Here is a 25,748-nt window from a genome sequence, read left to right as displayed (position 1 = left end):
TCATTTTTAATGTGTAATTTCCGTTTTTTAGGTATTGCCCCCCAACTGGTACTAGATGTGAAAAAAAAAACCCGCCTTAAATCAACGCCTACTGAGGGGTTTTTTTGCAGGCGCGCGCCCGGCCGGGCGCATGCCGCTCAGTGCTTGCGGTGCGGGCAGTTTTCCTTCGTGCAGGCGCCGTAGAGCGCGAGCGCGTGCTCGTGCAGCTTGAAGCCGCGTTCCTTGGCGATGGACTGCTGACGGCGTTCGATTTCGGCGTCGAAGAACTCTTCGACGCGCCCGCAGTCGATGCACACGAGGTGATCGTGGTGCGAACCTTCGTTCAGCTCGAACACCGCTTTGCCCGATTCGAAATTGCTTCGCGACAGCAGGCCCGCTTGCTCGAACTGCGTGAGCACGCGGTACACGGTGGCGAGCCCGATATCGAGCTCTTCGTTGAGCAGGTTGCGATACACGTCTTCAGCGGTGAGGTGACGCACCGGACTATGCTGGAAGATTTCCAGAATCTTGAGGCGGGGCAGGGTCGCCTTGAGCCCGATATTTTTCAGATCGGAGGGATTGGTCATGGCTAGGCATCCCTAGAGTACAATTCAAGGTTCTCATAGTAATGCGTTTTTCCGAATCCTGACATCTCATGCGGAAAGTACGCAAAACCGCGCGGAAGCCACGCAAGAGCGACGCAACAGCGACGCAGTAGCGACGCAGAAGCGCACTGAGAGCGGAACGAGAAGCGCGGCGTTGTCAGTGTCATCGGCGCTGTGCGCGAAAGGTGAAATGATCTCAAAATTTTTATCGAATTGCAGGGAGAGCCGTCGCATGCGGGGAACCATCATCGCAGCAACCCTCGCCGCGTCGCTCGCGGGTTGCTCGACGTACGACAGCGTCACGCAGAAGATCGCGCAGAGCATCACGCCCTATCGCATCACGGTCGTGCAGGGCAACTTCGTTTCGCAGGAAGCGGCGAGCCAGATGCAGGTCGGCATGTCGCGCGATCAGGTCAGGCAACTGCTCGGCACGCCGCTGCTCACCGACATGTTTCACGCGGACCGCTGGGACTACGTGTTCTACTTCAAGCGCGGTTCCACCTCCGTCGTGCAGCAGCGCGATTTCATCGTGAACTTCGCGAGCGATCGCGTCGTGAGCTGGTCGGGCGGCGAGAATCTGCCGTCCAACCTCGAACTGCTCGCCGAGATCGACGGCGACAAGGGCGTGAAGGTCGCGAAGTCGCCAACGGCGCCCGCAGCCGTCGCGGCATCGGCGGCGTCGGCATCGACCGTGACCGCGCCGGCCGGCGAGCCGTCCACGCAGCCCAACACCGCGGCAGCCTTCGCGGGCGATGCGAACCAGCAAGCCGCGCAGGCAGCGAATCGCGCGACGGCGCAAGTCGAAATGCCGACTGGCCGCACGCAATCGTCGGTGCGCCCGAACGTGCCGCAAAGCGCGGGCGGGGCGCCCGGCGCGGCAAGCGTGGGCGGCAACTCGCAGATCCAGTTGCAGCGCAAGCCGCAGACGATCACGATTCCGGACAGCAGCGCGGTCGGTCCCGCGAGCACGTCGCCCGCCCCGGCCAACGCTGGCGGGCAAGCGCAGTTCAGCATGCCGCAGTAACGCGGCGAAGCATCGTCGGCAAGGCGCGCCGTTCGCGCCTTGCCGGACAGACCGGCGTCGCGGGCGCTCGCCGCGTGACGCCGTATCAATTAGCCGCGCTCGCCGCGCGGTTCAACACGAGACAGCCATGAAGATCGCCATCGCCGGGGCGTCGGGCCGCATGGGCCGGATGCTGATCGAAACCGTTCTCAACGACCCCGACGCGCAACTCGTCGGCGCGCTCGACCGTTCCGGCGCGCCGCAGCTCGGGCAGGACGCAGGCGCTTTTCTCGGCAAGACCACCGGCGTCACGCTCACCGACGACATCGAGCGCGTGTTCGCCGACGCCGATTATCTGATCGACTTCACGCGCCCTGAAGGCACGCTTATGCATCTGGAAGCGGCGCTGCGTCACAACGTGAAGATGGTGATCGGCACGACGGGCTTCTCCGACGAGCAAAAGGCGCAGTTGAAGCAGGCGGGCGACAAGATCGGCGTGGTCTTCGCGCCGAACATGAGCGTCGGCGTGAACGTGACGCTCAAGCTGCTCGAATTCGCCGCCAAGCACTTCGCGCAGGGTTACGACATCGAGATCATCGAGGCGCATCATCGGCATAAGATGGATGCGCCGTCCGGCACCGCGCTGGCGATGGGCGAAGTCGTGGCCCGCGCGCTCGGCCGGAATCTGAACGACTGCGCCGTCTACGCACGCGAAGGCGTAACGGGAGAGCGCGATCCGTCGACCATCGGCTTCTCGGCGATACGCGGCGGCGATATCGTCGGCGATCACACGGTGCTGTTCGCGGGCATCGGCGAGCGCATCGAGATCACGCACAAGTCCGCGAGCCGTCTGTCGTACGCGCAGGGCGCGCTGCGCGCCGTGCGCTTCCTCGCCGCGCACGACAAGGGCTTCTTCGACATGCAAGACGTGCTCGGCTTGCGCTGAGGCGTTCACGGACGATGGCGGCAACGGGCGTTATCCATTATCTGCAAAGCGGCGATGCCGTCACGCATGCTGTCGCGGGCGTGCTGCTCGCCATGTCGCTTGCGAGCTGGTGCTTCTTGCTCGTGAAGGCGTGGGTCCTGGCACGCGCGAAATGGCAGGGGCCGCTCGCGCTGCAACGCTTCTGGCAGGCATCGACGCTCAAAGACGGCATCGGTGCATTGCGCAGCGCGGACCGCGAGCGCGTGTATCTGCCGCTCGCCGAAGCGGCGTGGCGCGCCTCCGAAGCGGAAGTGCCCGGCGCGCTGCTCGCCCGCGTCGAGCGCAACGAGCGCGTGTTGCGCGCGCTGCGCCAGGCGTTGCTGCGCTCGCAACGGCGGCTCGAATTCGGACAGGTGCTCCTCGCGTCGGTGGGCAGCACGGCGCCCTTCGTCGGCTTGCTCGGCACGGTCTGGGGCATCTATCACGCGCTCGGCAGCATTGCGGCGAGCGGGCAGGCGATGATCGAAAACGTCGCGGCGCCGGTCGGCGAGGCGCTCATCATGACCGCGTTCGGTCTGGTCGTCGCGATTCCGGCGGTGCTTGCGTACAACGTGCTCGGCCGCTACGTGCGTCAGATCTCCGAGGAACTCGACGGCTTCGCGCACGATCTGCACGCCTTCGTTTGCGGCGAGAAGGAATAGGGAGCGAGCGATGGCCTTCGGCGGACTCGACAACAAGCCCAACGGCTCGCCCATGGCCGACATCAACATGACGCCTCTCATCGACGTCATGCTCGTGTTGCTGGTGATCTTCATCATCACCGCGCCGCTCTTCACGCATGCCATCCGGCTCGATTTGCCGAAGGTCTCGTCGCAGCCTGCGCGCGAGACGCCGCAGACCATCACGCTTTCCATCGACGATGCAGGCAAGCTCTATTGGAACGACGCGCCGATCAGGGCCGCTGACATGCGCGCGCGCTTCGCCGCGGCGGGCAAGGCGGCCGATAAGCCGGAACTGCATCTGAGGGCCTCGAGCGGCACGCGCTATGAAATCGTCGCGCAGGTAATGGGCGCCGCGCAGCAGGCAGGAATCGAGCGGATCGGTTTTGTGACGCAGCCCGTGCCGGCGCGCTGAGACTTTCGCATTCGGCCTATGCCGTTCGGCCGAATTGCCGGACGACCGCGCGCCGCGCAAACTTGCAGCGAATGTTCCAGCGAATGGCCCGGAAATCGCGCGGCCGGCGGCTTTACGAATCCAGGACACGCGGGGAGCGGACGGTATAATCGCCCTTTGCCCGTCCAACGCGTCCCGCGTCAATCAGAGCAGGCCCGATTCCGCCGTTGTATCGCGCGGGTCGCGCCGGCCGGTCGACCACGCAGCGTCTGGATTCGCCACCGCAGCCAGCGCGGTCAAGCCTAACGAAGCTCGCGCCCGTTCACAGCATCAAGCGTAAAGCCACCACACCATGCACGATAAATACGTACCCGCCGACGTCGAATCCGCCGCGCAGAGCAACTGGCGCGCGAACGACGTCTACCGGACGACCGAGACGTCGGCCAAGCCCAAGTTCTATTGCGTCTCGATGCTGCCGTATCCGTCGGGCAAGCTGCACATGGGGCACGTGCGCAACTACACCATCAACGACGTGATGTACCGTTATCTGCGCATGAACGGCCACAACACGCTGATGCCGATGGGCTGGGACGCGTTCGGCATGCCCGCCGAAAATGCTGCGATGGCCAATGGCGTGCCGCCCGCGAAGTGGACGTACGACAACATCGCGTATATGAAGAAGCAAATGCAGTCGATGGGCCTCGCCATCGACTGGTCGCGCGAAGTCGCCACGTGCTCGCCCGAGTACTACAAGTGGAACCAGTGGCTGTTCCTCAAGATGCTGGAAAAGGGCATCGCGTACAAGAAGACCGGCACGGTGAACTGGGACCCGGTCGACCAGACGGTGCTCGCGAACGAACAGGTCATCGACGGGCGCGGCTGGCGCTCGGGCGCGCTCGTGGAGAAGCGCGAGATTCCGATGTACTACCTGCGCATCACCGACTACGCGGACCAACTGCTCGACGATCTCGAAGGTCTCGGCTGGCCCGAGCGCGTGAAGATCATGCAGCAGAACTGGATCGGCAAGAGCTTCGGCGTGAACTTCGGCTTCCCGTACGAAATCGACGGCGAGGCGAAGCTCTTGCGCGTGTTCACCACGCGCGCCGACACCATCATGGGCGTGACGTTCGCGGCGATCGCGGCGGAGCATCCGCTCGCCACGCGTCTTGTGCGCGACAACGCCGGTTTGCAGGCGTTCATCGAGGAATGCAAGCGCGGCGGCGTCGCGGAAGCGGACGTCGCCACGATGGAAAAGAAGGGCATGGCGACCGGCTTTTTCATCACGCATCCGCTGACGGGCGAGAAGGTGGAAGTGTGGATCGGCAACTACGTGCTGATGTCCTACGGCGAAGGCGCCGTGATGGGCGTGCCGGCGCACGATGAGCGCGACTTCGCGTTCGCGAAGAAATACGATCTGGCGATCAAGCCGGTGATCGCCGTCGAAGGCAAGACCTACTCCACCGCGGCGTGGGAAGAGTGGTACGGCGACAAGACGGCCGGCCGCCTCGTCAACAGCGGCAAGTACGACGGCCTGACCACCGAGGAAGCGATCGATGCGATCGCCGCCGACCTGAAAGCCAAGGATCTCGGCGACAAGCAGGTCACGTGGCGTCTGCGCGACTGGGGCATCTCGCGCCAGCGTTACTGGGGCACGCCGATCCCGATCATTCACTGCCCGAGCTGCGGCGATGTGCCGGTGCCGGAGAAGGATCTGCCGGTCGTGCTGCCGGAAGACCTCGTGCCGGACGGCACGGGCAATCCGCTCGCGAAGTCGGAAGCGTTTCTGAACTGCTCGTGCCCGAAGTGCGGCGCGGCGGCGAAGCGCGAAACGGACACCATGGACACGTTCGTCGATTCTTCGTGGTACTTCTCGCGCTACAGCGCACCGGATGCCGCGACGATGGTCGACGAGCGCACCGACTATTGGATGCCGATGGATCAGTACATCGGCGGTATCGAGCACGCCATTCTTCACCTCTTGTATTCGCGCTTCTGGACGAAGGTCATGCGCGATATGGGCCTCGTGAAGTTCGGCGAACCGGCCAAGAACCTGCTCACGCAGGGCATGGTGCTCAACGAGACGTTCTATCGGGAAGACGCGAGCGGCAAGAAGACCTGGTACAACCCGCTCGAAGTCACCGTTTCGCACGACGACAAGGGCCGTCCGACGGGCGCGACGCTGATTGCCGACGGCCAGCCGGTCGTGCTCGGCGGCGTCGAAAAGATGTCGAAGTCGAAGAACAACGGCGTTGATCCGCAGACGCTCATCGACCAGTACGGCGCCGATACGGCGCGTCTTTTCGTGATGTTCGCGGCGCCGCCGGAGCAATCGCTCGAATGGTCGGGCGCGGGCGTCGAAGGCGCGAGCCGCTTCCTGCGCCGCGTGTGGCACTTCGCGCACGACAACGCCGAGGCGCTGCGCCAGCACCGCCAGCTGGACGCATCGAAACTAAGCGACGCCGACCGCGCGCTGCGCCGCGACATCTACACCGTGCTGAAGCAGGCCGATTTCGACTATGGCCGCCTGCAGTACAACACGGTCGTGTCCGCTGCGATGAAGATGCTCAACGCGCTCGACAGCTCGAAGAATGCAGGCGAAGGCGTGCTGAACGAAACCTTCGGCGTGCTGCTGCGCGTGCTGTATCCGGTGGTGCCGCACATCACATTCCAGTTGTGGTCGGAACTCGGTTACGCCGACGACTTCGGCCCGCTGCTCGACGCGCCGTGGCCGAAGGTCGACGAAGCCGCGCTCGAGCAATCGGAAATCGAACTGGTGCTGCAGGTCAACGGCAAGGTGCGCGGCGCGCTGACCCTGGCGAAGGATGCAACGCGGGAAGCCATCGAGCAGGCGGCGCTCGCGCACGAAATGTTCGAAAAGTTCTCCGAAGGCCGCGCGCCGAAGAAAATCGTCGTGGTGCCGGGGCGTCTCGTCAACGTGGTGGTCTGATGGCCAAAACCTGGGGATTCGATGTGAGCGGCAAAGCCGTCGACAATCGCGCGGCGCGCGTGAGCCGGCGTACGTTCCTCGCGCTGGTGGGCGGCGCGGTCGCGCTGTCCGCGTGCGGCTTCCAGTTGCGCGGCGAGCAGGACTACGCCTTCAAGCGCCTGGCGATCAGCGGCGGCGCGCCGCAGATGGTCGGGCGGCTCGAACGCATGGTGCAGGGCGGAAGCGATACGGTTATCGTGACGCCTTCGGAAAAGCCCGACGCGACGCTCTACCTCACGGAAGGTCAAGGTCTCCGCACACTCAGCCTGAATTCGCAGGGCGTGATCCAGGAGTACGAGCTCGTCTACAACCTGAGCTACACGCTCGTCGGCGCGGACGGAACCGTGCTGATTCCGCCGAGCGCCATCGCGCTGAATCGCGCGATGACCTATAGCAACCAGTACACGCTCGCGAAGTCGCAGGAAGCCACGCTGCTCTACAACGACATGCGCAACGACGCCGTGGATCAACTGACGCGCCGGCTCGCGGTCGTGCGTTCGCTGCATCCGACGCCGGCGGAACAGACGCCGGGTATCGCACCGCGGGCGCCGTTGCCCACGCCGCCGCTGTAACGGGCTACGCGACCGTCCACCATGCAACTGAAGCTCGACGCGCTCGAAGCGCATCTCGCCAAGGGCCTGAAGGCGCTGTACGTCGTCTATGGCGACGAGCATCTGCTCGTTCAGGAAGCGTGCGACCGCATCCGGGCCGCCGCGCGCGCGGGCGGCTTCACGGATCGAACGGTGTTCACGGTCGAGCGCGGGTTCGACTGGAGCGCGCTCATCGGCGCGACGCAGTCGATGTCGCTGTTCGGCGACCGTCAGCTGATCGAGCTGCGCATTCCCACGGGCAAGCCCGGCAAAGAAGGCGGCGAGGCGCTAAAAATGCTCGCCGCCGCCGGCAATCCCGACGTCGTCACGCTGGTCACGCTGCCGCGCCTCGATTCGGCCACGCAGAAATCCGCGTGGTTCACGGCGCTCATCGGCGCGGGCGTGGCGCTGAAGGTCGATCCGGTCGACCGCGCGCAATTGCCCATGTGGGTCGGCCAACGGCTTGCGCAGCAGGGCCAGCGCGTCGCGCCGGGCGAGGAGGGGCGGCGCGCGCTCGTCTTTATCGCGGAGCGCGTCGAGGGCAATCTGCTTGCCGCGCATCAGGAAATCCAGAAGCTCGGGCTGCTTTATCCGCAGGGCGTGCTCACGTTCGAGCAGATTCACGACGCGGTGCTGAACGTCGCGCGCTACGACGTGTTCAAGCTGAACGAGGCGATGCTGACGGGCGACGTCGGCCGTCTTTCACGCATGCTCGACGGTCTCAAAGGCGAAGGCGAAGCGGCTGTGCTTGTCTTGTGGGCGCTCGTCGACGAAGTGCGCACGCTCCTGCGCATCAAGCGCGGTGTGACGTCGGGCAAGCCGCTCGCCACGCTGCTGCGCGAAAATCGCGTATGGGGGCCGCGCGAGCGGTTGATCGGCCCGGCCCTTTCCCGCGTGACGGAAGACGCGCTCGAACGCGCGCTCTCGCTCGCGGCGCGGCTCGACCGGCAGGTCAAAGGGCTCTCGGGTAGTTCCGGCAGCGCGGGTGCGCGCGGCAGCGAGCCGCCGCCCGATCCGTGGGCGGGCATGTTCGAACTGGCGATGGCCGTGGCGCAAGGCGCGTCGCCAGCGCCGCGACCGCGTCGCTAATTACGCGACACGGCTTAGAATGATCCTTTGCGCGTCGGGCCCTGCAGCCGGACGCGGCTCCCATCTCACTGATGCCGCGCTTCCGCAGCCGGCATACGGAATGATCCAGATGAACATCGACCAGTACATGACCGATCTCGGCCGCCGCGCGCGCGTGGCGTCACGCGCGATGGCGCGGGCGTCGACGGCGGCGAAGAACGCGGCGCTCGTCGCGGTGGCGGATGCGATCGAGCGGGAACGCGACGCGCTCAAGGCCGCGAATGCGCGCGATCTGGACCGAGCCCGCGAAAAGGGCTACGACGCGGCGTTCATCGACCGTCTCACGCTCTCCGACAAGGCGCTCGGCACGATGGTCGAAGGGTTGCGGCAAGTCGCGTCGCTGGCCGATCCGATCGGGGAGATCAGCGGACTCAAGTTCCGTCCGACGGGCATTCAGGTCGGGCAGATGCGCGTGCCGCTCGGCGTGATCGGAATCATCTACGAATCGCGGCCGAACGTGACCATCGACGCCGCGGCGCTCTGCCTGAAATCCGGCAACGCGACGATTCTGCGCGGCGGTTCCGAGGCGCTCGATTGCAACACTGCGCTTGCCAGGCTGATCGGCGAGGGACTGCGAGCGGCGGGACTGCCGCAGGACGCAGTGCAGGTGGTCGAGACGGCGGATCGCGCGGCGGTCGGCAAGCTCATCACCATGACGGAGTTCGTCGACGTGATCGTGCCGCGCGGCGGCAAAAGCCTGATCGCCCGGCTAATGGAAGAGTCCCGCGTGCCGATGATCAAGCATCTCGACGGCATCTGCCACGTGTACGTGGACGACCGCGCCGATCTCGCGAAAGCGGCGGCGATCTGCGACAACGCGAAGACGCATCGCTACGGCACCTGCAACACGATGGAAACGCTGCTCGTCGCGCGCGCTGTCGCCGAAGCGGCGTTGCCCATGCTCGCGCGCGCGTTCCAGGCGAAGGACGTCGAACTGCGTGTCGACGCGGCGGCGCGCAAGGTGCTCGAAGCGGCGCATATCAGCGGGCTCGTGGATGCCACCGACGAAGACTGGAGCACCGAATATCTCGCGCCGATTCTCGCGGTGAAAATTGTCGATGGCCTGGACGAGGCCATCGACCATATCAACACGTACGGGTCGCATCATACGGACGCGATCGTCACCGAAGATCACGACCGCGCCATGCGCTTCCTGCGCGAGGTGGATTCGGCGAGCGTCATGGTCAACGCGTCGACGCGCTTCGCGGATGGCTTCGAGTTCGGGCTGGGCGCGGAAATCGGCATCTCGAACGACAAGCTGCACGCGCGTGGCCCGGTGGGACTGGAAGGGCTGACGTCGCTGAAGTACGTCGTGCTCGGTCACGGCGAAGTGCGTCAATAAGAACGACCCGAAGAGAAACGATGCTCTGGATCAAATCGCTGCATATCGTGCTGGTCGCCTCGTGGTTCGCGGGGCTGTTCTACTTGCCGCGCATTTACGTCAATCTCGCGATGGAGAAGGACCCGGCAGCGACCGCGCGCCTGCTGCTGATGGCGCGCAAGCTCTTTCGCTTCATGACGTTCATCGCGGTGCCGGCGCTCGCGTGCGGGCTGTGGCTGTGGCTGGATGTCGGCATCGGGCGCGGACAGGGTTGGTTGCACGCGAAGCTCGGCATCGTCGTATTGCTGCTTGCTTATCACGCGTATTGCGGCGTTCTGCTGCGCACGTTCCAGCGCGGCGAGAACACGCGCTCGGACAAGTGGTACCGCATGTACAACGAGTTGCCGGTGCTCGGCTTGCTCGGCGCGACGCTTCTGGTGGTCGTCAAACCGTTCTGATGTCTCTTCCGTGAGTCCGGCGTCGGCTCACGTCCCCACCCGGCGTCCTTCCAGCACGTCCTTCGCCTCGGCGAGCTTCTCAGCCAGCTGCGGGCCGCGCGCCAGCGCGAGCCCCACCGCCAGAATGTCGCCGATTGCGAGATGCGAGACGCGCGATGTCATCGGCGAAAAAATATCCGTGTCCTCATCGACATTCGCGAACAGGCCGACGCTCGCCAGTCGCGCGAGCGGCGAATTGCCGTGCGTGATCGCGATCACTTTCGCCCCGCCATTGAGCGCGGATTTGCACGCATCGAGAATGTCCTTCGTGCGGCCAGTGTTCGAAATGGCGACGACCACATCGCCGGGACCGAGCAGCGCCGCCGACGTCGTGTAGGTATGCGGATCGGCGTACGCGACCGAGGGCACGCCGAGCCGGAAGAATTTGTGCTGCATGTCGAGCGCGGCGATGCCCGAGCCGCCTGCGCCATAAAACTCGATGCGCCGCGCATCCGAAAGAATCGCGATGGCCGCAGCCACGCTGTCCGACGACAAGCTGTTCCGCACCGCGATCAGCGCGCCGATGGTGCGGTCCAGCACCTTCGCCGCGACGCCGGCGGCCGGTTCGTCGCTGCGGACGTCGCGGTAGACCGTGGGCACATCCGCTGCGACGCTTTGCGCAAGCCGGATCTTGAATTCCCGGAAGCCGGAGAAGCCGAGCGCCTGACAAAAACGCGCGATGGTCGGCTGGCTGACGCCTGCGCGGGCGGCGAAGTCGGTCATCGACAGGTCGAGGACTTCGCGCGGCGCTTCCAGCACATAATCGGCGAGCTTGCGCTCGGACGGGCGCAACTGCTCGCGCATTGCTTCGACTTGAGACAGCAACATCGGAAAACTCGCCTATGCTGGAATTTGCCTGCGACTATAGCCGATGATTCGCTTTGTACAAATACTACATGTTCGGCCGCCAATTCGTTAGGGAATTCCCTGAGATGCCGATGTTTAAAGGTCGCGAGTTAGGCGCCCACTGAAAAGCGAATCGCGTTCAACACATTGTCGACGTGTAGTTTTTCTACTAATATGGCGCCGAGCGGCATCCACACGATAACGACGCAGCCGCCGTTCTTCGCGATTGTCCAACCCATAACTCGACGGCATGCGCGCCGGAGTGAGACAAGGAGCTTCGATGGTTTCCCCGCATTCACAACTCAAGAAGGTTACCGACCGCGTGATCGAACGCAGCAAGTCCACGCGCGCGGCGTATCTCGCGCGTATTGACGCGGCGCACGGCAAGTTCCCGGCGCGGGGCGCGCTGTCTTGCGCGAACCTCGCGCACGGTTTCGCCGGACTCGAAGGACAGGAAAAGTTTGCGATCAAGGCGGTGCGCGAGCCGAACATCGGCATCGTGTCGTCGTATAACGAAATGCTTTCCGCGCACGCGCCGTACAAGAGTTTTCCGGACATCATCAAGCAGGCGGCGCGCGAACACGGCGGCATCGCGCAGTTCGCGGGCGGCGTGCCGGCCATGTGCGACGGTATCACGCAAGGCAACGCGGGGATGGAGCTGTCGCTCTTTTCGCGCGAAGTCATTGCCATGAGCACGGCCGTCGCGCTCACGCACAATATGTTCGACGCGGCGCTGTGTTTGGGCGTCTGCGACAAGATCGTGCCGGGGCTCGCCATCGGCGCGTTGCAGTTCGGCCATCTGCCGACCATCTTCGTCCCGGCAGGCCCGATGACGAGCGGCCTCACCAACGACGAGAAAGCAAAGGTCCGTCAGGAGTTCGCGACCGGCAAGTGCAATCGCGACGCGTTGCTCGAAGCCGAGGCGGCGGCGTATCACGGTCACGGAACCTGCACCTTCTACGGCACGGCCAACAGCAATCAGATGCTCATGGAAGTGATGGGCCTGCATCTGCCGAGCGCGGCGTTCGTGCATCCGCACACGCCGCTGCGCGATGCGCTCACCGCCGAGGCCGCGCGCCGCGTGCTCGACCTCACGCTGGAGCGCGGCAATTACACGCCGATCGGCCATGTGGTCGATGAGAAGGCGATCGTCAACGGCATCGTCGCGCTGCTCGCGACGGGCGGTTCGACCAATCACACGCTGCACCTCGTGGCGATCGCGCGGGCGGCGGGCATCGTGATCGACTGGAACGACTTCGACGAGCTCTCGCAGGTCGTCCCGCTGCTCGCGAAGATTTATCCGAACGGCAAGGCCGACGTGAACCACTTCCACGCGGCGGGCGGCGTGGCGTTTCTCGTGCGCAACCTGCTGGAAGGCGGTTTGCTGCACGAAGACGTGCAGACGGTCGCGGGCCGCGGCTTGTCGCATTACACGAAAGAGCCGAAGCTGATCGACGGCAAGCTGCAATGGGTCGATGGCGCCGCCGAGAGTCACGACACGAAAGTGCTGCGCGGCATTCGCGAGCCGTTCCAGCCGGACGGCGGCTTGCGGCTGATGCAAGGCAAGCTCGGGCGTGGCGTCATCAAGATTTCGGCGGTCGCGCCGGAGCATCGCGTGGTGAAGGCGCCGGCCATCGTGTTCAATTCGCAGGAAGAAGTGCAGGAAGCCTTCGACAAGGGCGAGCTGAAGCGCGATTTCGTCGCGGTCGTGCGCTTTCAGGGCGCGCGCGCGAACGGCATGCCGGAGCTGCACCGGTTGACGCCGCTTCTCGGCGTGCTGCAGGATCAGGGCTTTCATGTCGCGCTCGTCACCGACGGCCGTATGTCGGGTGCATCGGGCAAGGTGCCTGCCGTGATTCACGTATCGCCCGAGGCGCTGTTGCATGGGCCGCTTGGCAAGGTGCGGACCGGCGACATGCTGGTGATCGACGCGCCGGCTGGCGTGCTCGACATCGACATCGATGAACGCGAATGGGCGTCGCGCGAGGTCGAGGCGCCGGCGAATCAGGCGGAAAACGAAGTCGGCTTCGGCCGCGAGCTGTTCGGCGTATTCCGCAGCGCGGCGCTGCCAGCCGAGGAGGGCGCGTCGGTGTTCGGTGCGCTGATCGGCGCGACGGCTCCGTCCGCTACTGACGGCGCGACGGCGAATGTCGGCGACGCACATCGCGAAGCGGCTCGCGCTCATGCATCCACGCAGGCGACGCACTGACGCCAATTGGAAACCCGCGGCCTGACACTGAGTCGCCGCATATAAGAAGGAGTCGCATCACATGAAAACGGTAAGCGAAATCGTGCGTCTGGGTCCGGTCATTCCGGTGCTCGCATTTGATTCAGTGGAGCAGGGCGAACAGGTCTCGCGCGCGCTGCACGCAGGCGGCGTGAAGGTGCTCGAGATCACGCTGCGCACGGCGGCGGGCATCGGCGCGATCGAACGGGCGAGCAAGCTCGCGGAAGACATCGTCGTTGGCGTCGGGACCATCACGAAGCCTGAGCATTGCGAGCAGGCCAAGAAGGCGGGCGCGCAATTCGGCGTGTCGCCGGGTTTGACGAAGGACATGCACAAGGCCGCACAGGATGCCGGGCTGCCGCTGCTGCCGGGCGTGATGACGCCGAGCGACATCATTACCGCGATGGAACTGGGCTATGAAACCGTCAAGTTTTTCCCGGCGCAACAGGCGGGCGGCGTTCCGATGTTGCAGGCGTTTTACGGGCCGTTTCCTAATCTCAAGTTCTGTCCGACGGGTGGCATTACTGCGGAGACGGCGTCGCTGTTTCTCGCGCAGCCGAATGTGGTGTGTGTTGGCGGGTCGTGGCTGACGCCGAAGGCTGCGCTCGCTGCGCAGAATTGGGAGGAAGTGACGCGGCTGGCGCGGGCTGCGAGTGAGCTTGCGCCGCAGAAGTAACGATGATTCGACAGGCGCGGGGGGGTGAGCTTTCGTTGACCCTCGCCTGATGGGGAGGCGCTGTGTCGAGGCGAGAATTCTTAACGGAGATTCAGGCGCGGCTTCTTAATTGGGCGATGCATCGCTTATGAATACCGCTTAACGAGACAAGGTTCAGTTCTTTTGCTGAACTGAACCTTGTCGGCGGCAGGCGAAGTGCCTGCCGAGGCAATCAAAAGGCCATCAGATCGGCGTGATTGTCGTCTGCGAAATATCGATGTTCACGTTGGTCGACGACGTCGAGCTCGAACTGCTCTTCGTCGAGCCGCCTGCAACCTGAGCGTGTGCCAACATGCTGCGATCAATTTTAATCATTTTAGTCCTCGTTGAATCGAAAAATTTAAAACTGGATTTGCCTCTGGCGAGGACATTATCTCGCGATCGGAACTGCAACTCTGTTGCGGTTGTGTCGGTTTCGATATACTGAAATGTCCCCAGCCGAAGAACACGGCCAGATGGGATTAGCCGGACTTAGTCGAAACTATAACGTGAGTCCAATTAATCCCGGGCGCCATGTCATCGGCATATTAACAGTTGGATCGCATCAATTAACGCCGAATGTTCCTAAATGTTTTCATAACAATATGCTGTAAAGCATCGATCTGATGAATTGATTGCCAAGATGCGCGCGGTGGTCAAACGTATGTGCCAATTGACCGGTATTTGCGGTCGTGCTGCAAAACGGTGGCCGAAACGTTCGCAGACGACGACGCGCAACGCGTCGACTCCGTGCAGGCGTGACTATCACGCGATCGACCAGACGCCGACCATCAGACTCAAGCATTTCTCTCTCCACTCGCCTCCCGGTCGTGCGTCCAGCGTCATGCGCCGTTTCTTGCGATTTCTAAAACGCTAGGACGACTCTTATAAATATTCGGATTGCTGGGAAATATAGAAAATTTTCTATATATTCAAGCGGTAGGTTGGCTACCCGTTCGTCCCCTAGGTGCACTGCTTGTTTCCGCCCGTCCGTAGAAATTCTAGGACCGGACGTTGCGTGCGGCGACACAGCCCAGCACTGTCGACGCAAAGCTTGAGGCCAACACATTGCGCGCCATTTCGGAATGCGTAATCCCGAATTTCTGAGATATCAACTGTGACTATTCGAATCGGAATATCTGTCGTCACGCATCAAGGGCAGAACATTTGGCAGAACGGTCTGGGCCAAAACGTCGTGTTTCTGGCTGAGGCTTTGCAACGGCTACCGTTCGTTGACAGCATTGCGCTCATCGATGTGGGAGATCAAAACGCCTTGCCGCCGCAGGTCGACGCGTCATCGAAAGGTATGCGCATCATGCGAACCCATGACGCGACCGACCAGGTGGACGTTATCTTCGAAATGGGCGGTGCTCTGGATACGCAGTGGCTCGATCTCATGCGCGCTCGCGGCAAAAAGGTCGTGTACTACTGCTGCGGCCAGCCGTACGTGGGACTCGTCGAATCGCCGGTTTTCGATAAACCGGTTCACGTCATGCGCCCCGACCGCTACGACGAAATCTGGTTGATGTCGAAAGACCGTCTGTCCATTCCAATGATGCGCACGCTGCACCGTTGCGACGTTCATCTCGTGCCGTTCATCTGGCATCCGCAATTCCTGGAGCAGCGCATCGCCGAGGTTAGCGAACACGGTCTGCATTACGGGTATCAGCCGCGCGCCGACGGTTCGTTGAATGATCCTTCGCAACGGCAAGGTTTCCGCGTTTCGATCTTTGAACCGAATATTTCGGTAGTCAAAACATCCAGTATCCCGATGCTCGCTTGCGAAGAGGCTTATCGGCGGGATCCCTTGAGCGTCTCTCACATGCATGTGCTCAATACACTGCACATGAAGGATCACCCCACGCTCGTGCAAATGGCCAATTCGCTAAACATCGTGAAAGACAGTAAGGCAACGTTTCACGGTCGCAACGACATTGCGGGCTTCATGGCGCAATTCTCGGATGCTGTCGTGTCGCATCAATGGGGCAACGACCAGAATTACCTCTATCTCGACGTGCTGTATGGCGGTTATCCGCTCGTGCACAACTCGCCCTGGCTCGACGCCGGATATTACTACCCGGGCTTCGATTCACAGGAAGGCGGGCGACAACTTCTGCGCGCGGCTCGCGAACACGACGCGTCGCTCGCGGATTACCGAGTCCGCGCGCAGCGTGTCATCGATTCAGTCAATCCCTTCAATCAAGCGAACCTGGACAGCTTTGCCGACCGGTTACTGCACCTGTTTCACGGTAGCGAGGCGAAGCTCGGCGTATGAATAAGCAAACGAACTCCCGCATGCCAGAGCGGCTTAATGTCGGCGTCTCGATTTTCATTCGTAAAGGCGAGCAGTCGCTCTGGGAAAACGGCATTTTCCAGAATTGCCTTTACTTGGTGATGCTGCTCAATCGCTCGCCGCGTGTGAAAGCGACCTATCTCGTAACGGGAGGCGGCGACGGTGGTCCTGAAGACGCGAAGCGTTTTCTAGTGGATTCCCCCGCGCCGCTAATCGACATGGAAACAGCGATGGGCAAGCTCGATGTGATGATCGAGATGAGCGCGCAGTTGAACCGCGAGTGGTCGATCAAGTTTCGGGAGCAGGGCGGAAAAATCATCACGATGCGCGTGGGCAACGACTACGTGATCGACATTGAGCGCATGGTTTTCAAACTGCAGCATGCCTTGCTGATTTCAGGTGCGCCGTACGATGAAGTGTGGACGCTTCCTGAGTACGAGAGTAGTTGCGCGCCATACTTCGAGACGCTTTTCCGCGCGCCGGTGAAACTCATGCCGCATCTCTGGAGCCCGGTGGTGCTCGACCGTGAAGTCGCGAAGCTGCCCGAGGGGCAGAAATTCGGATACCAGCCCGGCCGCCGTCGCTGGCGCATCGGCATTTTCGAGCCGAACGTTTGCATGGTGAAGACCAGCTTTATTCCGATGCTGTGCTGCGAGGCGGCGCATCGCGAGAATCCGGACATGATCGAGCGTATGTATGCGTACAACACGTTCAAGCTCAAAGAGCATCCGGCCTTTGCCGGGTTCGCGCAGAGCCTCGATCTCGTGAAACACGGCCTCGGGTTCTTCGAGGGACGTTATCCGTTTGCGCAGATCGTGCCGGTGTCCGTGGACGCGGTGGTCAGTCATCAATGGGAAAACCCGCAAAATTACGTGTATTACGAGGCGTTATATGGCGGTTATCCGCTCATTCATAACTCCCATCTGATCGGGGATTGCGGGTACCGTTATCACGACTTCGACTGCGAAGAGGGTGGTATGGCGTTGCGGCGCGCGTTCAGCGTGCACGACGAAAACCTCGAAAGCTATCGTGCAACGGCCAAGGCGTTCCTTCATACGCTCGATCCGGAGAATGAAGACAATGTGCGTACCTACACGCAGGCGATAGAAGCGGTCTACGCAAGAGCATGAACCTGAGATTAACTGAAGTTGCAGCGCGGCACTGGAGCATCGGGCGATGAAAAACCTCCGTATTGGAATCACGATTGGCTTGCATCACGAGGCCGAGACTTTGTGGAATAACGGCATCAAGCAGAACGCCGTCTTTCTGGCAGAGGCGCTCAAGAATTGTCCGAACGTCGAAAGCGTCGTGCTGGTCAATACGACGCATGTTGCAATTACGGACAAACTACCGTGGGACTTGAACCGCTGGCCAACCGTCACTTTCGACGGCGCGAAGGACAATATTGATGTTCTTATCGAACTGGGCGGACAGATTGACCCGGGCGCGACCGAGTACTTGAAGCAGCGCGGCGCGCGGCTTGTTTCCTATTGCTGCGGCTTTGAATACGTCCATGCAATGGAATCGATTCTGTTCAACAAGCCCAGCTTTGGGGATAACTTGTTCGTCAATCAGCGTTACGACGACATCTGGATGATTCCGCAGGTTGCCAATATCAGTCAGCCGTATTTCGAGGTGCTGCGCCGGCAGACCGCTCGTGTCGTTCCCTTCATTTGGAGCCCCTTGTTCCTGAACGCGCGGACCGCGGAAATGCCCGAATCGGGGCAGTATCGTCCGCACGGCGGTCCGAGAAGGTTGAGCGTGATGGAACCGAATATCAACGTCGTCAAATTCTGCCTGTATCCGGCGATGATCGCCGAGCTTGCGTATCGTGAGCGGCCGGATGCGATCGAATTGCTGCAGGTGACGAACGCGCAGCACCTCGCAGTTAATTGCAAAGAATTCATTTCCCTCATGAACCAGCTCGATATCGTGCGCCAGCACAAGGCGGTGTTCCTTGGGCGCTTCGATACGCCAACTTTCCTGGCGGAAAAGACTGATATCGTTGTTTCGCATCAATGGGAAAACCCGCTCAACTATTTCTATCTGGAAGTGTGCTGGCAGGGTTATCCGCTTGTGCACAATGCCACGTTGTGCACCGATCTCGGGTATTACTACCATGCGAACGACGTAAGCGAAGGCGCGCGGCGAGTCATCGAGGCAATAGACGGTCACGACCAGCGGGTTGCCCGGTATCGTGATGATCAGCGTAAGGCGATTTCGCGTTTTCTGCCAGATAACCTCGAACTCGTCGCCGATTACAGCCGGCTGCTCACTTCTTTGATGGATAAGGCTCCGCGCTGATTCGCCTAGCGTATAACTGCGCATTCTTCCGCCTGACGCAAAAGGCCGGTTCCTTAACCGGCCTTTTGCCATTCTTAGCGTCTCTTCTACGCCGTTGCCGCGGTGCGTCGTTCCGCTTTGGTGATTCGCTTCTTCAGCCGTAGTTCAATAGCGCGCGGACGTCCTCTCTCACCTTCTCTTGGTTTCATATCGCCCGACGCTCGATTCGAGTGGTGGCGAAACGCTTCTGCTCCGCGGTAAGTCGCGTGTTCAGCCGTCGTATATAGGAATTAGCTGAAAAAGCTTGTGACTCAGAATTCGTGTCGTCCATAGAGTTTCTTTGAATTTAGGACGTGTCCGCTTCAAGAAAGGGCTGCACGTGAATATCCTCTGTCTTGGTCAAAGGTGTTTTCTTTCTTTTTTTGTAAAAGACACTCGTTTTCAGTGGGTCAATTCGGTTTATGAATAAGTCATACCGCAGTATTTGGAATGAAAAGGCAGGGACGTTCGTGGCGGTCGCGGAGACCGCGATGGCGCGTGGAAAGCGGTCGGGTTCTGTCGAGCGGGCGCAGACAGACGGTCTAACGGCATCACCACAGATCACGAATGCAGCCCAGAAAGGGTTCTTTGCGACGGCCGCGGGCATGGGCGCAACCGTCGCACTCATGTTCGGCGCTTCGTCCGCGTGGGCGGCCGGTCCCGTGGTGACTGTGTGCGGTTCGGGTGGCAACTATGGGATGTACGCGACCACCAATGGGGCCGTGAATGCGACAGTATGCGGCGGCGCTGAGGGACTCGGGTCGTTTACAGGGGCGATGCTTGCCGACAACGACACCGCGCCTACTTCCTGGATCGCAGCGGGCTCCGGCGGGATCGTCACGGTGGGCGCGAACACCAAGATTCAGATGAATCAATATGTCGATATGACAACCCATTCAATCACGAATCTGAGTACTGGAAACGTTAGTGCCACGAGTTCGGATGCGATCAACGGTAGCCAGCTGTTCTCGATGTCCAATTCGCTCTCCACGGCCGTGAGTTCGACTTCGTTGGCCGTACCGCTTACTCGGGCATTGCTGCCGCCACCGCGCTGGCGATGGTTCCGAACATCGACCAGGACAAGACCATGTCCGTCGGCGTGGGCGGTGCCTCGTATCAGGGTTATGCGGCTGCGGCCGTCGCGTTGAACCTGCGCGTCACGCAAAACCTCGTGCTGAAGGCGGGTGCAGGCACGACCCGTAGCGGCACGGTGTACACCGCGAACGCGTCGTATCGCTGGTAAGCAGCGGCCCGAGGAAACTCGGGCAGACCGGGCGATCGCATAGTGTTGCGCGATCGCCCGATCGCTCACCGTCGCAAACCAGCCACTCGCATGAACTGACGAAACCAAGATGTCCAAACTTCTTATCACCGCTCTCGTATGCGCCGGCGTGCTCTCGGCCTGTTCGACGGATACGGGCATGACCTACACCGCCCGCCGAGTCAACATCGCCGGAGAACCGAACGCGTATCGCGTGACGTGCTCGGGTCTTTTCGAATCGCAGAACGCGTGCACGGCAGCTGCTGCGAAGATGTGCAAGGAACAACAGGTCGTCGTGGCGCAAGCCGTCGACAGCGTTCCCGGCGGCGGTAATCCGCGCGAAATGACTTTCCGGTGCGGCGATCCGCGCGCGGCGGCCAAACCGGCTGCGTAGCCGCAAAAGCAATCCCCAAAAAAAACCGACGCTCCCCGAGCGTCGGTTTTTTGTTTTTGGCGTGAACGTTGCGTCGGCTGCTGTTTACCGACGCATCTTCCGCTTACCAGTAGAATTCGGTTCGTCCGCGCCGTGCGCGCGCTTGCCGGACATTGCCCGACGCAGCAGGGCAGCGACGGCAAACGCACGGGCAGCGCAAAAAATCTCAACAAAATCAAGGAGGCGTTATGCCAGCCGTCCACGGGAGCATGTTGCTGCTCTACGCGGTGATCGCGATCGCGGTTCTGATCCTGATGATCGCCCGCTTCAAGGTTTACCCATTCCTCGTGCTCATGATCGTGTCGGTGTTGCTGGCCCTCGCGGTCGGCATGCCGATGGACAAAATCGTCAAGTCGTTCGAAACCGGCAACGGCAACACGCTCGGCCATATTGCGGTTGTGGTCGGTCTAGGCACTATGCTCGGCAAGATGATGGCCGAATCCGGGGGCGCTGAGCGCATTGCCAACACGCTCATCAAGCTTTTCGGCGAGAAGAACATTCACTGGGCGATGATGGTCGTCGCGATCATCGTCGGCTTGCCGGTGTTCTTCGAAGTCGGTTTCGTGCTGCTGATTCCCATCGCATTCAACGTTGCCAGACGAACCGGCAAGTCGCTGTTGCTGATCGGCCTGCCGATGGTCGCCGGTCTTTCTGTCGTGCACGGTCTGATTCCGCCGCACCCGGCCGCGCTGCTCGCCGTGCAGGCGTACCACGCGGATATCGGCAAGACCATCGCTTACGGTTTGATCGTCGGCGTGCCGACGGCGATCGTCGCAGGTCCGCTTTTCGCGCTCATGATCCACAAGTACGTCAAGCTGCCGGATGCCAACGCGCTCGCCGATCAGTTCACGCAAAAGCATGGCGACACCGAGAAGAAGCGTGATCTGCCGAGCTTCGGCATTACGCTGTTCACCATCTTGCTGCCGGTGATTCTGATGCTGGTCGGGAGCTGGGCGGATCTGATCTTCGCGCCGAAGACCTTGCCGAACAATCTGCTGCGCTTCATCGGCCAGTCAGACATGGCGCTCTTGATCGCCGTGCTGGTCAGTTTCTGGACTTTCGGCGCGAAGCAGGGCTTCAATCGCGAGCAGATTCAGAAGTTTTGCGGCGAGTGTCTTGCCCCGATCGCGGGCATTACGCTGATCGTGGGAGCGGGTGGCGGATTCGGCCAGGTTCTGCGCGATAGCGGCATCTCGCAGCAGATCGTCTCGACGGCGTCGTCGGCTAACCTGTCGCCGCTGTTGCTCGGCTGGTTCGTCGCCGCGCTCATTCGTCTCGCGACGGGTTCGGCCACGGTCGCCATGACGACCGCGTGCGGCATCGTCGCGCCGGTTGCAGCCGCGGCGGGCGGGCATGTCAGCCCGGAACTGCTGGTGCTGGCGACGGGCTCGGGCTCGCTCATCTTCTCGCATGTGAATGATGGCGGCTTCTGGCTGATCAAAGAGTATTTCGGGATGACGGTCGGACAGACGTTCAAGACCTGGTCGTTGCTCGAAACCATCATTTCCCTGATGGGACTCGGTTTGACCCTCGCACTCGCGACGGTCGTGTAAGGAGTTTGAGATGATTCTCATCGCGATGGGCGTGTCCGGCGCCGGCAAGACCCGAATCGGCGAATTGTTGGCGGAGCGCCTGAACTGTCCGTTCACGGACGGCGACGCTTTTCACAGCGCCGCCAACAAGGAAAAGATGCACCACGGCATTCCTCTGACCGACGAGGACCGCTGGCCCTGGCTCAAAACCATACGCGCGGCGATCGAAGAGAAGCAGCGCGCGGGCGAAACGGCGGTGTTCACGTGCTCGTCCCTGAAGCGCTCGTACCGCGATATCCTGCGCGACGGCGACAAGGACGTGTGCTTCGTCTATCTGCACGGCACCTTCGAGACGCTGCAGGAGCGCCTGCAAACGCGCACCGGGCACTTCTTCGATCCGTCGCTGCTGGAGAGCCAGCTCAACACGCTCGAAGAACCGGGCGAGGACGAGGCGATTATCGAGAGCATCGAGAAGACGCCCGAGCAGATCGTCGATGACGTGATCGAGAAGCTCAAGACGCGCTGAACGTGCCGTGAAGAAAAAGCCCCGCGCTCGCGAGAGCGTGGGGCCTTCCTTATTGTGCGGCGGCCAGCGTTACGCGATGCGCTTCGCCAGTTCCGCCGCCTTGCCGATGTACGACGCCGGCGTCATGTCGAGCAGCAGTTGCTTGGCGTCGGCCGGAATCGCGAGACCGCCGATGAACGATTGCAGCGCCTCGCGCGTGATGCCTTTGCCGCGCGTCAGTTCCTTCAGTTGCTCGTACGGATTCTCGATGCCGTAACGGCGCATCACGGTCTGCACCGGCTCCGCGAGCACTTCCCAGCAGTTGTCGAGGTCTTCGTTCAGGCGCGCGGCGTTCACTTCGAGCTTGTCGAGGCCGCGGATCAGCGCGTCATACGCGAGCAGCGAATAGCCGAACGCCACGCCGATATTGCGCAGCACCGTCGAATCCGTGAGATCGCGCTGCCAGCGCGAAATCGGGAGCTTGTCGGCGAGGTGGCGCAGCGTCGCGTTCGCGAGACCGAGATTGCCTTCCGAATTCTCGAAGTCGATCGGATTGACCTTGTGCGGCATCGTCGACGAACCGATCTCGCCCGCCTTCGTGCGCTGCTTGAAATAGCCGAGCGAGATGTAGCCCCAGACGTCACGGTCGAGGTCCAACAGGATCGTGTTCGCGCGCGCGACGGCGTCGAACAGTTCGGCCATGTAATCGTGCGGTTCGATCTGGATCGTGTACGGATTGAACGTCAGCTTCAACCGGTTCTCGACGACATCTTTCGAAAACGCTTCCCAGTCGAACTCCGGATACGCCGACAGATGCGCGTTGTAGTTGCCGACGGCGCCGTTCATCTTGCCGAGCAGCGGCACTTGCGCGATACGCTCGATCGCACGCGACAGGCGCGCCGCGACGTTCGCGATTTCCTTGCCGAGCGTCGTCGGGCTGGCGGGCTGGCCGTGCGTGCGCGACAGCATCGGCTGTTCGGCGTGCGTGTGCGCGAGCTTGACGAGGCGCTCATGCACCGAACGCAGCGCGGGCAGGATCACGTGTTCGCGCGCGCCCGCGAGCATGAGCCCATGCGACGTGTTGTTGATGTCTTCCGACGTGCAAGCGAAATGGATGAACTCGCTCGCGCGTTCCAGTTCCGGCTGGCCTTTGACCGATTCCTTGAGCCAGTATTCGACCGCCTTCACGTCATGATTCGTGACGCGTTCGATATCCTTGATGCGCGCCGCATCGTGCGCGGTGAAGCGGCTGACGAGGCCCAGCAGAAACTGCTCGGCGGCTTCGGTAAAGCGCGGCACTTCGGCGAAACCCGCACGCGACAGCGCGATCAGCCAATGAATCTCGACCGTCACGCGATGACGCATGAAAGCCGCTTCGGAAAGCCAGTCGCGCAGGGCTTCGGTTTTGGCGGCATAGCGGCCGTCGAGCGGCGAAAGCGCGGTGAGCGCAAAGAGGGTATCGGGGCGGGTATCGGACATGGTGACGTGTCGGCAGCGGCGTGCGGCGGGAGGGAAAAGACGGAAGAACCGCGCATTTTACCATCGGATGCGTCCCATTCCGGGGCGCTCAGCGCCCGCGAAGCGCCTTGTCGAGCGACTGAAGCTGCTCCGGCGTGCCGACGTTCTCCCAGCGGCCTTCGTACAGTTCACCGGTCGCGCGTCCCTGCGCGATGGTTTCGCGATAGTAGGGCGTCAGCGCGCGGCGCGTGCCGGGCGCGAGATCGCGGAACATGCGCGTGTCGTAGAGACCGATGTTGCCGAACGTGTAGCGCGGCGAGCCATCGAGCGCGAGCTTGCCGTCGATCAGCGCAAAGTCGCCGTTCGGATGAAACGGCGGATTCGGCGTCATCACGAGATGCAGGCCCGGCTGTTCGCTGCGCGCAAGTGCGTCGGCGCGTTCCCGCAGCGTGGCGTAGTCGAAATCGCAGAACACGTCGCCGCTCACCGCGATAAACACGCCTTCACCGATCAGCGGCGACGCCTTCGCAATGCCGCCCGCCGTTTCGAGCGCCTCGCCCTCGGGCGAGAAGCGCAACTCGACGCCCCAACGCGATCCGTCGCCGAGCGCCGTTTCGATCTGCGCGCCGAGCCACGCGTGATTGATGACGATGGTTTCAACGCCCGCCGCCGCGAGCCGCTCGATCTGCCAGACAATGAGCGGCTTGCCGCCCGCTTCCAGCAGTGGCTTGGGGCATGTATCGGTGAGCGGGCGCATGCGCTCGCCGCGCCCGGCGGCGAAGATCATCGCCGTCTTCAGGTGTTGGGTCATGCGGAAATGGGGAATCAGAACGTGTAGCCGACTTCGACGGCGCGGCCTTCGAGCGAATCGAGCAGACGCGCAAACGGCCACAGCGGCGCATAACGCTCCGCGACCTTACGCGCATAGCCGATGAAACGCGGCAAATCCGCGAGATAGTGCGACTTGCCGTCGCGATAATGAATGCGCGCGAAAAGACCGAGCACCTTGATGTGCCGTTGCAGGCCCATCCATTCGAGTTGGCGGTAGAACTCGCCGAAATCGAGATCGACGTCCAGTCCCGCCTTCTTCGCGCGCTCCCAGTAATACGCGATGCAGTCCAGCTGAAACTCCTCGTCCCAGCTGATGAACGCGTCGCGCATGAGCGAGGCCATGTCGTACGTGATCGGCCCGTACACCGCGTCCTGAAAATCCAGCACGCCAGGGTTCGGCTCGCTCACCATTAAGTTGCGCGGCATGAAATCGCGCAGCATGAAGGTCTGCGGCTGCGCGAGCGCGCTTTGTGCGAGCAGCGTGAACGTGTCGTCGAGCGTCTTGCGTTCGTCCGACGTCACTTCGCGGCCCAGATGCCGGCCGATGAACCACTCGGGCATCAGTTCCATCTCGCGGCGCAGGAACGCGTCGTCGAACGACGGCAGCACGCCCTCGCGCGCAGTCTGCTGAAAGCGGATCAGGCTGTCGATGGCCGCGCGCATCAAGGACCGCGCGTTCTTTTCGTCGAGCACGGACATATACGTGGTCGTGCCGAGATCGGTGACGAGCATGAACCCCGCGTCGAAATCCGTTTGCAGGACCTTGGGCACATGCACGTTCGCCGCCTCCAGCAGGCCCGCGACCTGAACGAACTCGCGGCATTTTTCCGGCGGCGGAGCGTCGACGGCGATCAGCGTACTGCCGTGCGCGGAATCGCAGTCGAGACGGAAATAGCGGCGGAAACTGGCGTCGGCGGAGGCGGGGGCGAGGCTGTCGAGATTCAGCCGATAGGTTTCGGCGAAGGTCTGAAGCCAGGAACGGAGTTGCTCGAAGCGGGTGTCGGCGGGATTGTGCGTCATAAATTCGAGAGGCAAAACATCTTGCCATATAATACCCCACGACTTTTTTAAGCGATCCTTGAGCTATCTGTTCGCGCCTGGCGCCAGGCGCCGACGACCGTGCCGCGTCATCGTTCGATCGAGCGTCGTCCGGGACAGCGACGGGCCGCCGAGTGAGCGGCCGCTCATCTGGCCGCTCG

General features: G+C 62.1%; 24 protein-coding genes and 1 pseudogene. 19 read left to right on the top strand and 6 right to left on the bottom strand.

Annotated features, from left to right (window positions below):
• Positions 1–137: 137 nt before the first annotated feature.
• On the bottom strand, positions 138–566 hold the full coding sequence (gene fur / locus NCR37_RS11025; protein WP_159836963.1) for a ferric iron uptake transcriptional regulator: 429 nt from the start codon (positions 564–566) through the stop codon (positions 138–140).
• Between the two features lie 250 nt (positions 567–816).
• Between fur and NCR37_RS11020 the strand changes: the two genes are divergently transcribed.
• The 9 genes from NCR37_RS11020 (at position 817) to NCR37_RS10980 (ending at position 10,108) form a co-directional block, all read left to right on the top strand.
• On the top strand, positions 817–1,608 hold the full coding sequence (locus NCR37_RS11020) for an outer membrane protein assembly factor BamE (protein WP_250473024.1): 792 nt from the start codon (positions 817–819) through the stop codon (positions 1,606–1,608).
• Positions 1,609–1,735: 127 nt separating this feature from the next.
• Positions 1,736–2,533 (top strand): 4-hydroxy-tetrahydrodipicolinate reductase, encoded by a 798-nt coding sequence (gene dapB, locus NCR37_RS11015; protein ID WP_250473023.1) that lies wholly within the window; start codon positions 1,736–1,738, stop codon positions 2,531–2,533.
• 14 nt (positions 2,534–2,547) lie between these two features.
• Positions 2,548–3,213: a MotA/TolQ/ExbB proton channel family protein gene (locus NCR37_RS11010; RefSeq protein WP_244847221.1), complete on the top strand. Its 666-nt coding sequence runs from the start codon at positions 2,548–2,550 to the stop codon at positions 3,211–3,213.
• A 10-nt stretch (positions 3,214–3,223) separates the two neighbouring features.
• On the top strand, positions 3,224–3,646 hold the full coding sequence (locus tag NCR37_RS11005; protein WP_250473022.1) for an ExbD/TolR family protein: 423 nt from the start codon (positions 3,224–3,226) through the stop codon (positions 3,644–3,646).
• Positions 3,647–3,977: 331 nt separating this feature from the next.
• Complete coding sequence (gene leuS, locus NCR37_RS11000) at positions 3,978–6,572, top strand: leucine--tRNA ligase (protein WP_250473021.1); 2,595 nt, start codon at positions 3,978–3,980, stop codon at positions 6,570–6,572.
• 59 nt (positions 6,573–6,631) lie between these two features.
• The gene (locus tag NCR37_RS10995) at positions 6,632–7,183 is read left to right on the top strand and encodes an LPS-assembly lipoprotein LptE (RefSeq protein WP_250473039.1); all 552 of its coding nucleotides are present in this window, start codon (positions 6,632–6,634) and stop codon (positions 7,181–7,183) included.
• Positions 7,184–7,204: 21 nt separating this feature from the next.
• Positions 7,205–8,290, top strand: a complete 1,086-nt coding sequence (holA, locus tag NCR37_RS10990) for a DNA polymerase III subunit delta (RefSeq protein WP_250473020.1) — start codon at positions 7,205–7,207, stop codon at positions 8,288–8,290.
• A gap of 109 nt (positions 8,291–8,399) precedes the next feature.
• The gene (locus NCR37_RS10985; RefSeq protein ID WP_250473038.1) at positions 8,400–9,671 is read left to right on the top strand and encodes a glutamate-5-semialdehyde dehydrogenase; all 1,272 of its coding nucleotides are present in this window, start codon (positions 8,400–8,402) and stop codon (positions 9,669–9,671) included.
• A 20-nt stretch (positions 9,672–9,691) separates the two neighbouring features.
• Positions 9,692–10,108 (top strand): CopD family protein, encoded by a 417-nt coding sequence (locus NCR37_RS10980; RefSeq protein ID WP_250473019.1) that lies wholly within the window; start codon positions 9,692–9,694, stop codon positions 10,106–10,108.
• Positions 10,109–10,135: 27 nt separating this feature from the next.
• Here the strand turns inward: NCR37_RS10980 and NCR37_RS10975 are convergent, their stop codons facing one another.
• A complete protein-coding gene (locus tag NCR37_RS10975; RefSeq protein WP_206466997.1) occupies positions 10,136–10,975 on the bottom strand; it encodes a MurR/RpiR family transcriptional regulator in 840 nt (279 codons plus the stop codon).
• Between the two features lie 298 nt (positions 10,976–11,273).
• Here NCR37_RS10975 and edd point away from each other — a divergent pair, with 298 nt between their 5' ends.
• Both edd and eda read left to right on the top strand, forming a co-directional pair.
• Positions 11,274–13,202, top strand: coding sequence for a phosphogluconate dehydratase (gene edd / locus NCR37_RS10970; protein WP_250473018.1), 1,929 nt, complete (start codon positions 11,274–11,276; stop codon positions 13,200–13,202).
• Between the two features lie 61 nt (positions 13,203–13,263).
• The gene (gene eda / locus NCR37_RS10965; RefSeq protein WP_250473017.1) at positions 13,264–13,896 is read left to right on the top strand and encodes a bifunctional 4-hydroxy-2-oxoglutarate aldolase/2-dehydro-3-deoxy-phosphogluconate aldolase; all 633 of its coding nucleotides are present in this window, start codon (positions 13,264–13,266) and stop codon (positions 13,894–13,896) included.
• A gap of 222 nt (positions 13,897–14,118) precedes the next feature.
• Here the strand turns inward: eda and NCR37_RS28375 are convergent, their stop codons facing one another.
• Positions 14,119–14,250 carry a hypothetical protein gene (locus NCR37_RS28375; RefSeq protein ID WP_284506840.1) on the bottom strand — a complete coding sequence of 44 codons (132 nt, stop codon included), beginning with the start codon at positions 14,248–14,250 and terminating at the stop codon, positions 14,119–14,121.
• Positions 14,251–15,031: 781 nt separating this feature from the next.
• On the opposite strand from NCR37_RS28375, the gene NCR37_RS10960 reads away from it, so the two are divergent.
• The 8 genes and pseudogenes from NCR37_RS10960 to NCR37_RS10925 all read left to right on the top strand — a co-directional run bounded on the left by NCR37_RS10960 (position 15,032) and on the right by NCR37_RS10925 (position 22,281).
• The gene (locus tag NCR37_RS10960) at positions 15,032–16,189 is read left to right on the top strand and encodes a DUF2827 domain-containing protein (RefSeq protein WP_350029055.1); all 1,158 of its coding nucleotides are present in this window, start codon (positions 15,032–15,034) and stop codon (positions 16,187–16,189) included.
• Entirely contained in the window at positions 16,186–17,337 is a 1,152-nt protein-coding gene (locus NCR37_RS10955) for a DUF2827 domain-containing protein (RefSeq protein WP_250473016.1), read from the top strand. Before NCR37_RS10960 ends, NCR37_RS10955 begins: the two co-directional genes overlap by 4 nt.
• A 46-nt stretch (positions 17,338–17,383) precedes the next feature.
• Positions 17,384–18,511 (top strand): DUF2827 domain-containing protein, encoded by a 1,128-nt coding sequence (locus NCR37_RS10950; protein ID WP_250473015.1) that lies wholly within the window; start codon positions 17,384–17,386, stop codon positions 18,509–18,511.
• A 440-nt stretch (positions 18,512–18,951) separates the two neighbouring features.
• A pseudogene (locus NCR37_RS28515) lies at positions 18,952–19,527 on the top strand (ESPR domain-containing protein); the annotation flags it as partial.
• A 59-nt stretch (positions 19,528–19,586) separates the two neighbouring features.
• Positions 19,587–19,772, top strand: a complete 186-nt coding sequence (locus NCR37_RS10940; RefSeq protein ID WP_250473014.1) for a YadA C-terminal domain-containing protein — start codon at positions 19,587–19,589, stop codon at positions 19,770–19,772.
• Between the two features lie 109 nt (positions 19,773–19,881).
• The gene (locus NCR37_RS10935; RefSeq protein ID WP_250473013.1) at positions 19,882–20,184 is read left to right on the top strand and encodes a hypothetical protein; all 303 of its coding nucleotides are present in this window, start codon (positions 19,882–19,884) and stop codon (positions 20,182–20,184) included.
• Positions 20,185–20,411: 227 nt separating this feature from the next.
• The gene (locus NCR37_RS10930; RefSeq protein ID WP_250473012.1) at positions 20,412–21,776 is read left to right on the top strand and encodes a GntP family permease; all 1,365 of its coding nucleotides are present in this window, start codon (positions 20,412–20,414) and stop codon (positions 21,774–21,776) included.
• Between the two features lie 10 nt (positions 21,777–21,786).
• Complete coding sequence (locus NCR37_RS10925) at positions 21,787–22,281, top strand: gluconokinase (protein WP_250473011.1); 495 nt, start codon at positions 21,787–21,789, stop codon at positions 22,279–22,281.
• A gap of 69 nt (positions 22,282–22,350) precedes the next feature.
• Here NCR37_RS10925 and purB read toward each other — a convergent pair whose 3' ends face one another.
• From purB to NCR37_RS10910, 3 genes are all read right to left on the bottom strand, one after another.
• Positions 22,351–23,739, bottom strand: a complete 1,389-nt coding sequence (gene purB / locus NCR37_RS10920) for an adenylosuccinate lyase (RefSeq protein WP_250473010.1) — start codon at positions 23,737–23,739, stop codon at positions 22,351–22,353.
• A gap of 88 nt (positions 23,740–23,827) precedes the next feature.
• The gene (gene murU, locus NCR37_RS10915) at positions 23,828–24,529 is read right to left on the bottom strand and encodes an N-acetylmuramate alpha-1-phosphate uridylyltransferase MurU (protein ID WP_250473009.1); all 702 of its coding nucleotides are present in this window, start codon (positions 24,527–24,529) and stop codon (positions 23,828–23,830) included.
• A gap of 14 nt (positions 24,530–24,543) precedes the next feature.
• Positions 24,544–25,569, bottom strand: a complete 1,026-nt coding sequence (locus NCR37_RS10910) for an aminoglycoside phosphotransferase family protein (RefSeq protein ID WP_250473008.1) — start codon at positions 25,567–25,569, stop codon at positions 24,544–24,546.
• Between the last annotated feature and the right edge of the window lie 179 nt (positions 25,570–25,748).

It is taken from the genome of Caballeronia sp. GAFFF1, from assembly GCF_023630705.1.
Classification (GTDB): Bacteria; Pseudomonadota; Gammaproteobacteria; order Burkholderiales; family Burkholderiaceae; genus Caballeronia.
Note: the sequence above shows the minus strand (reverse complement) of the source record. Positions and strands in the feature narration are given on the sequence as shown.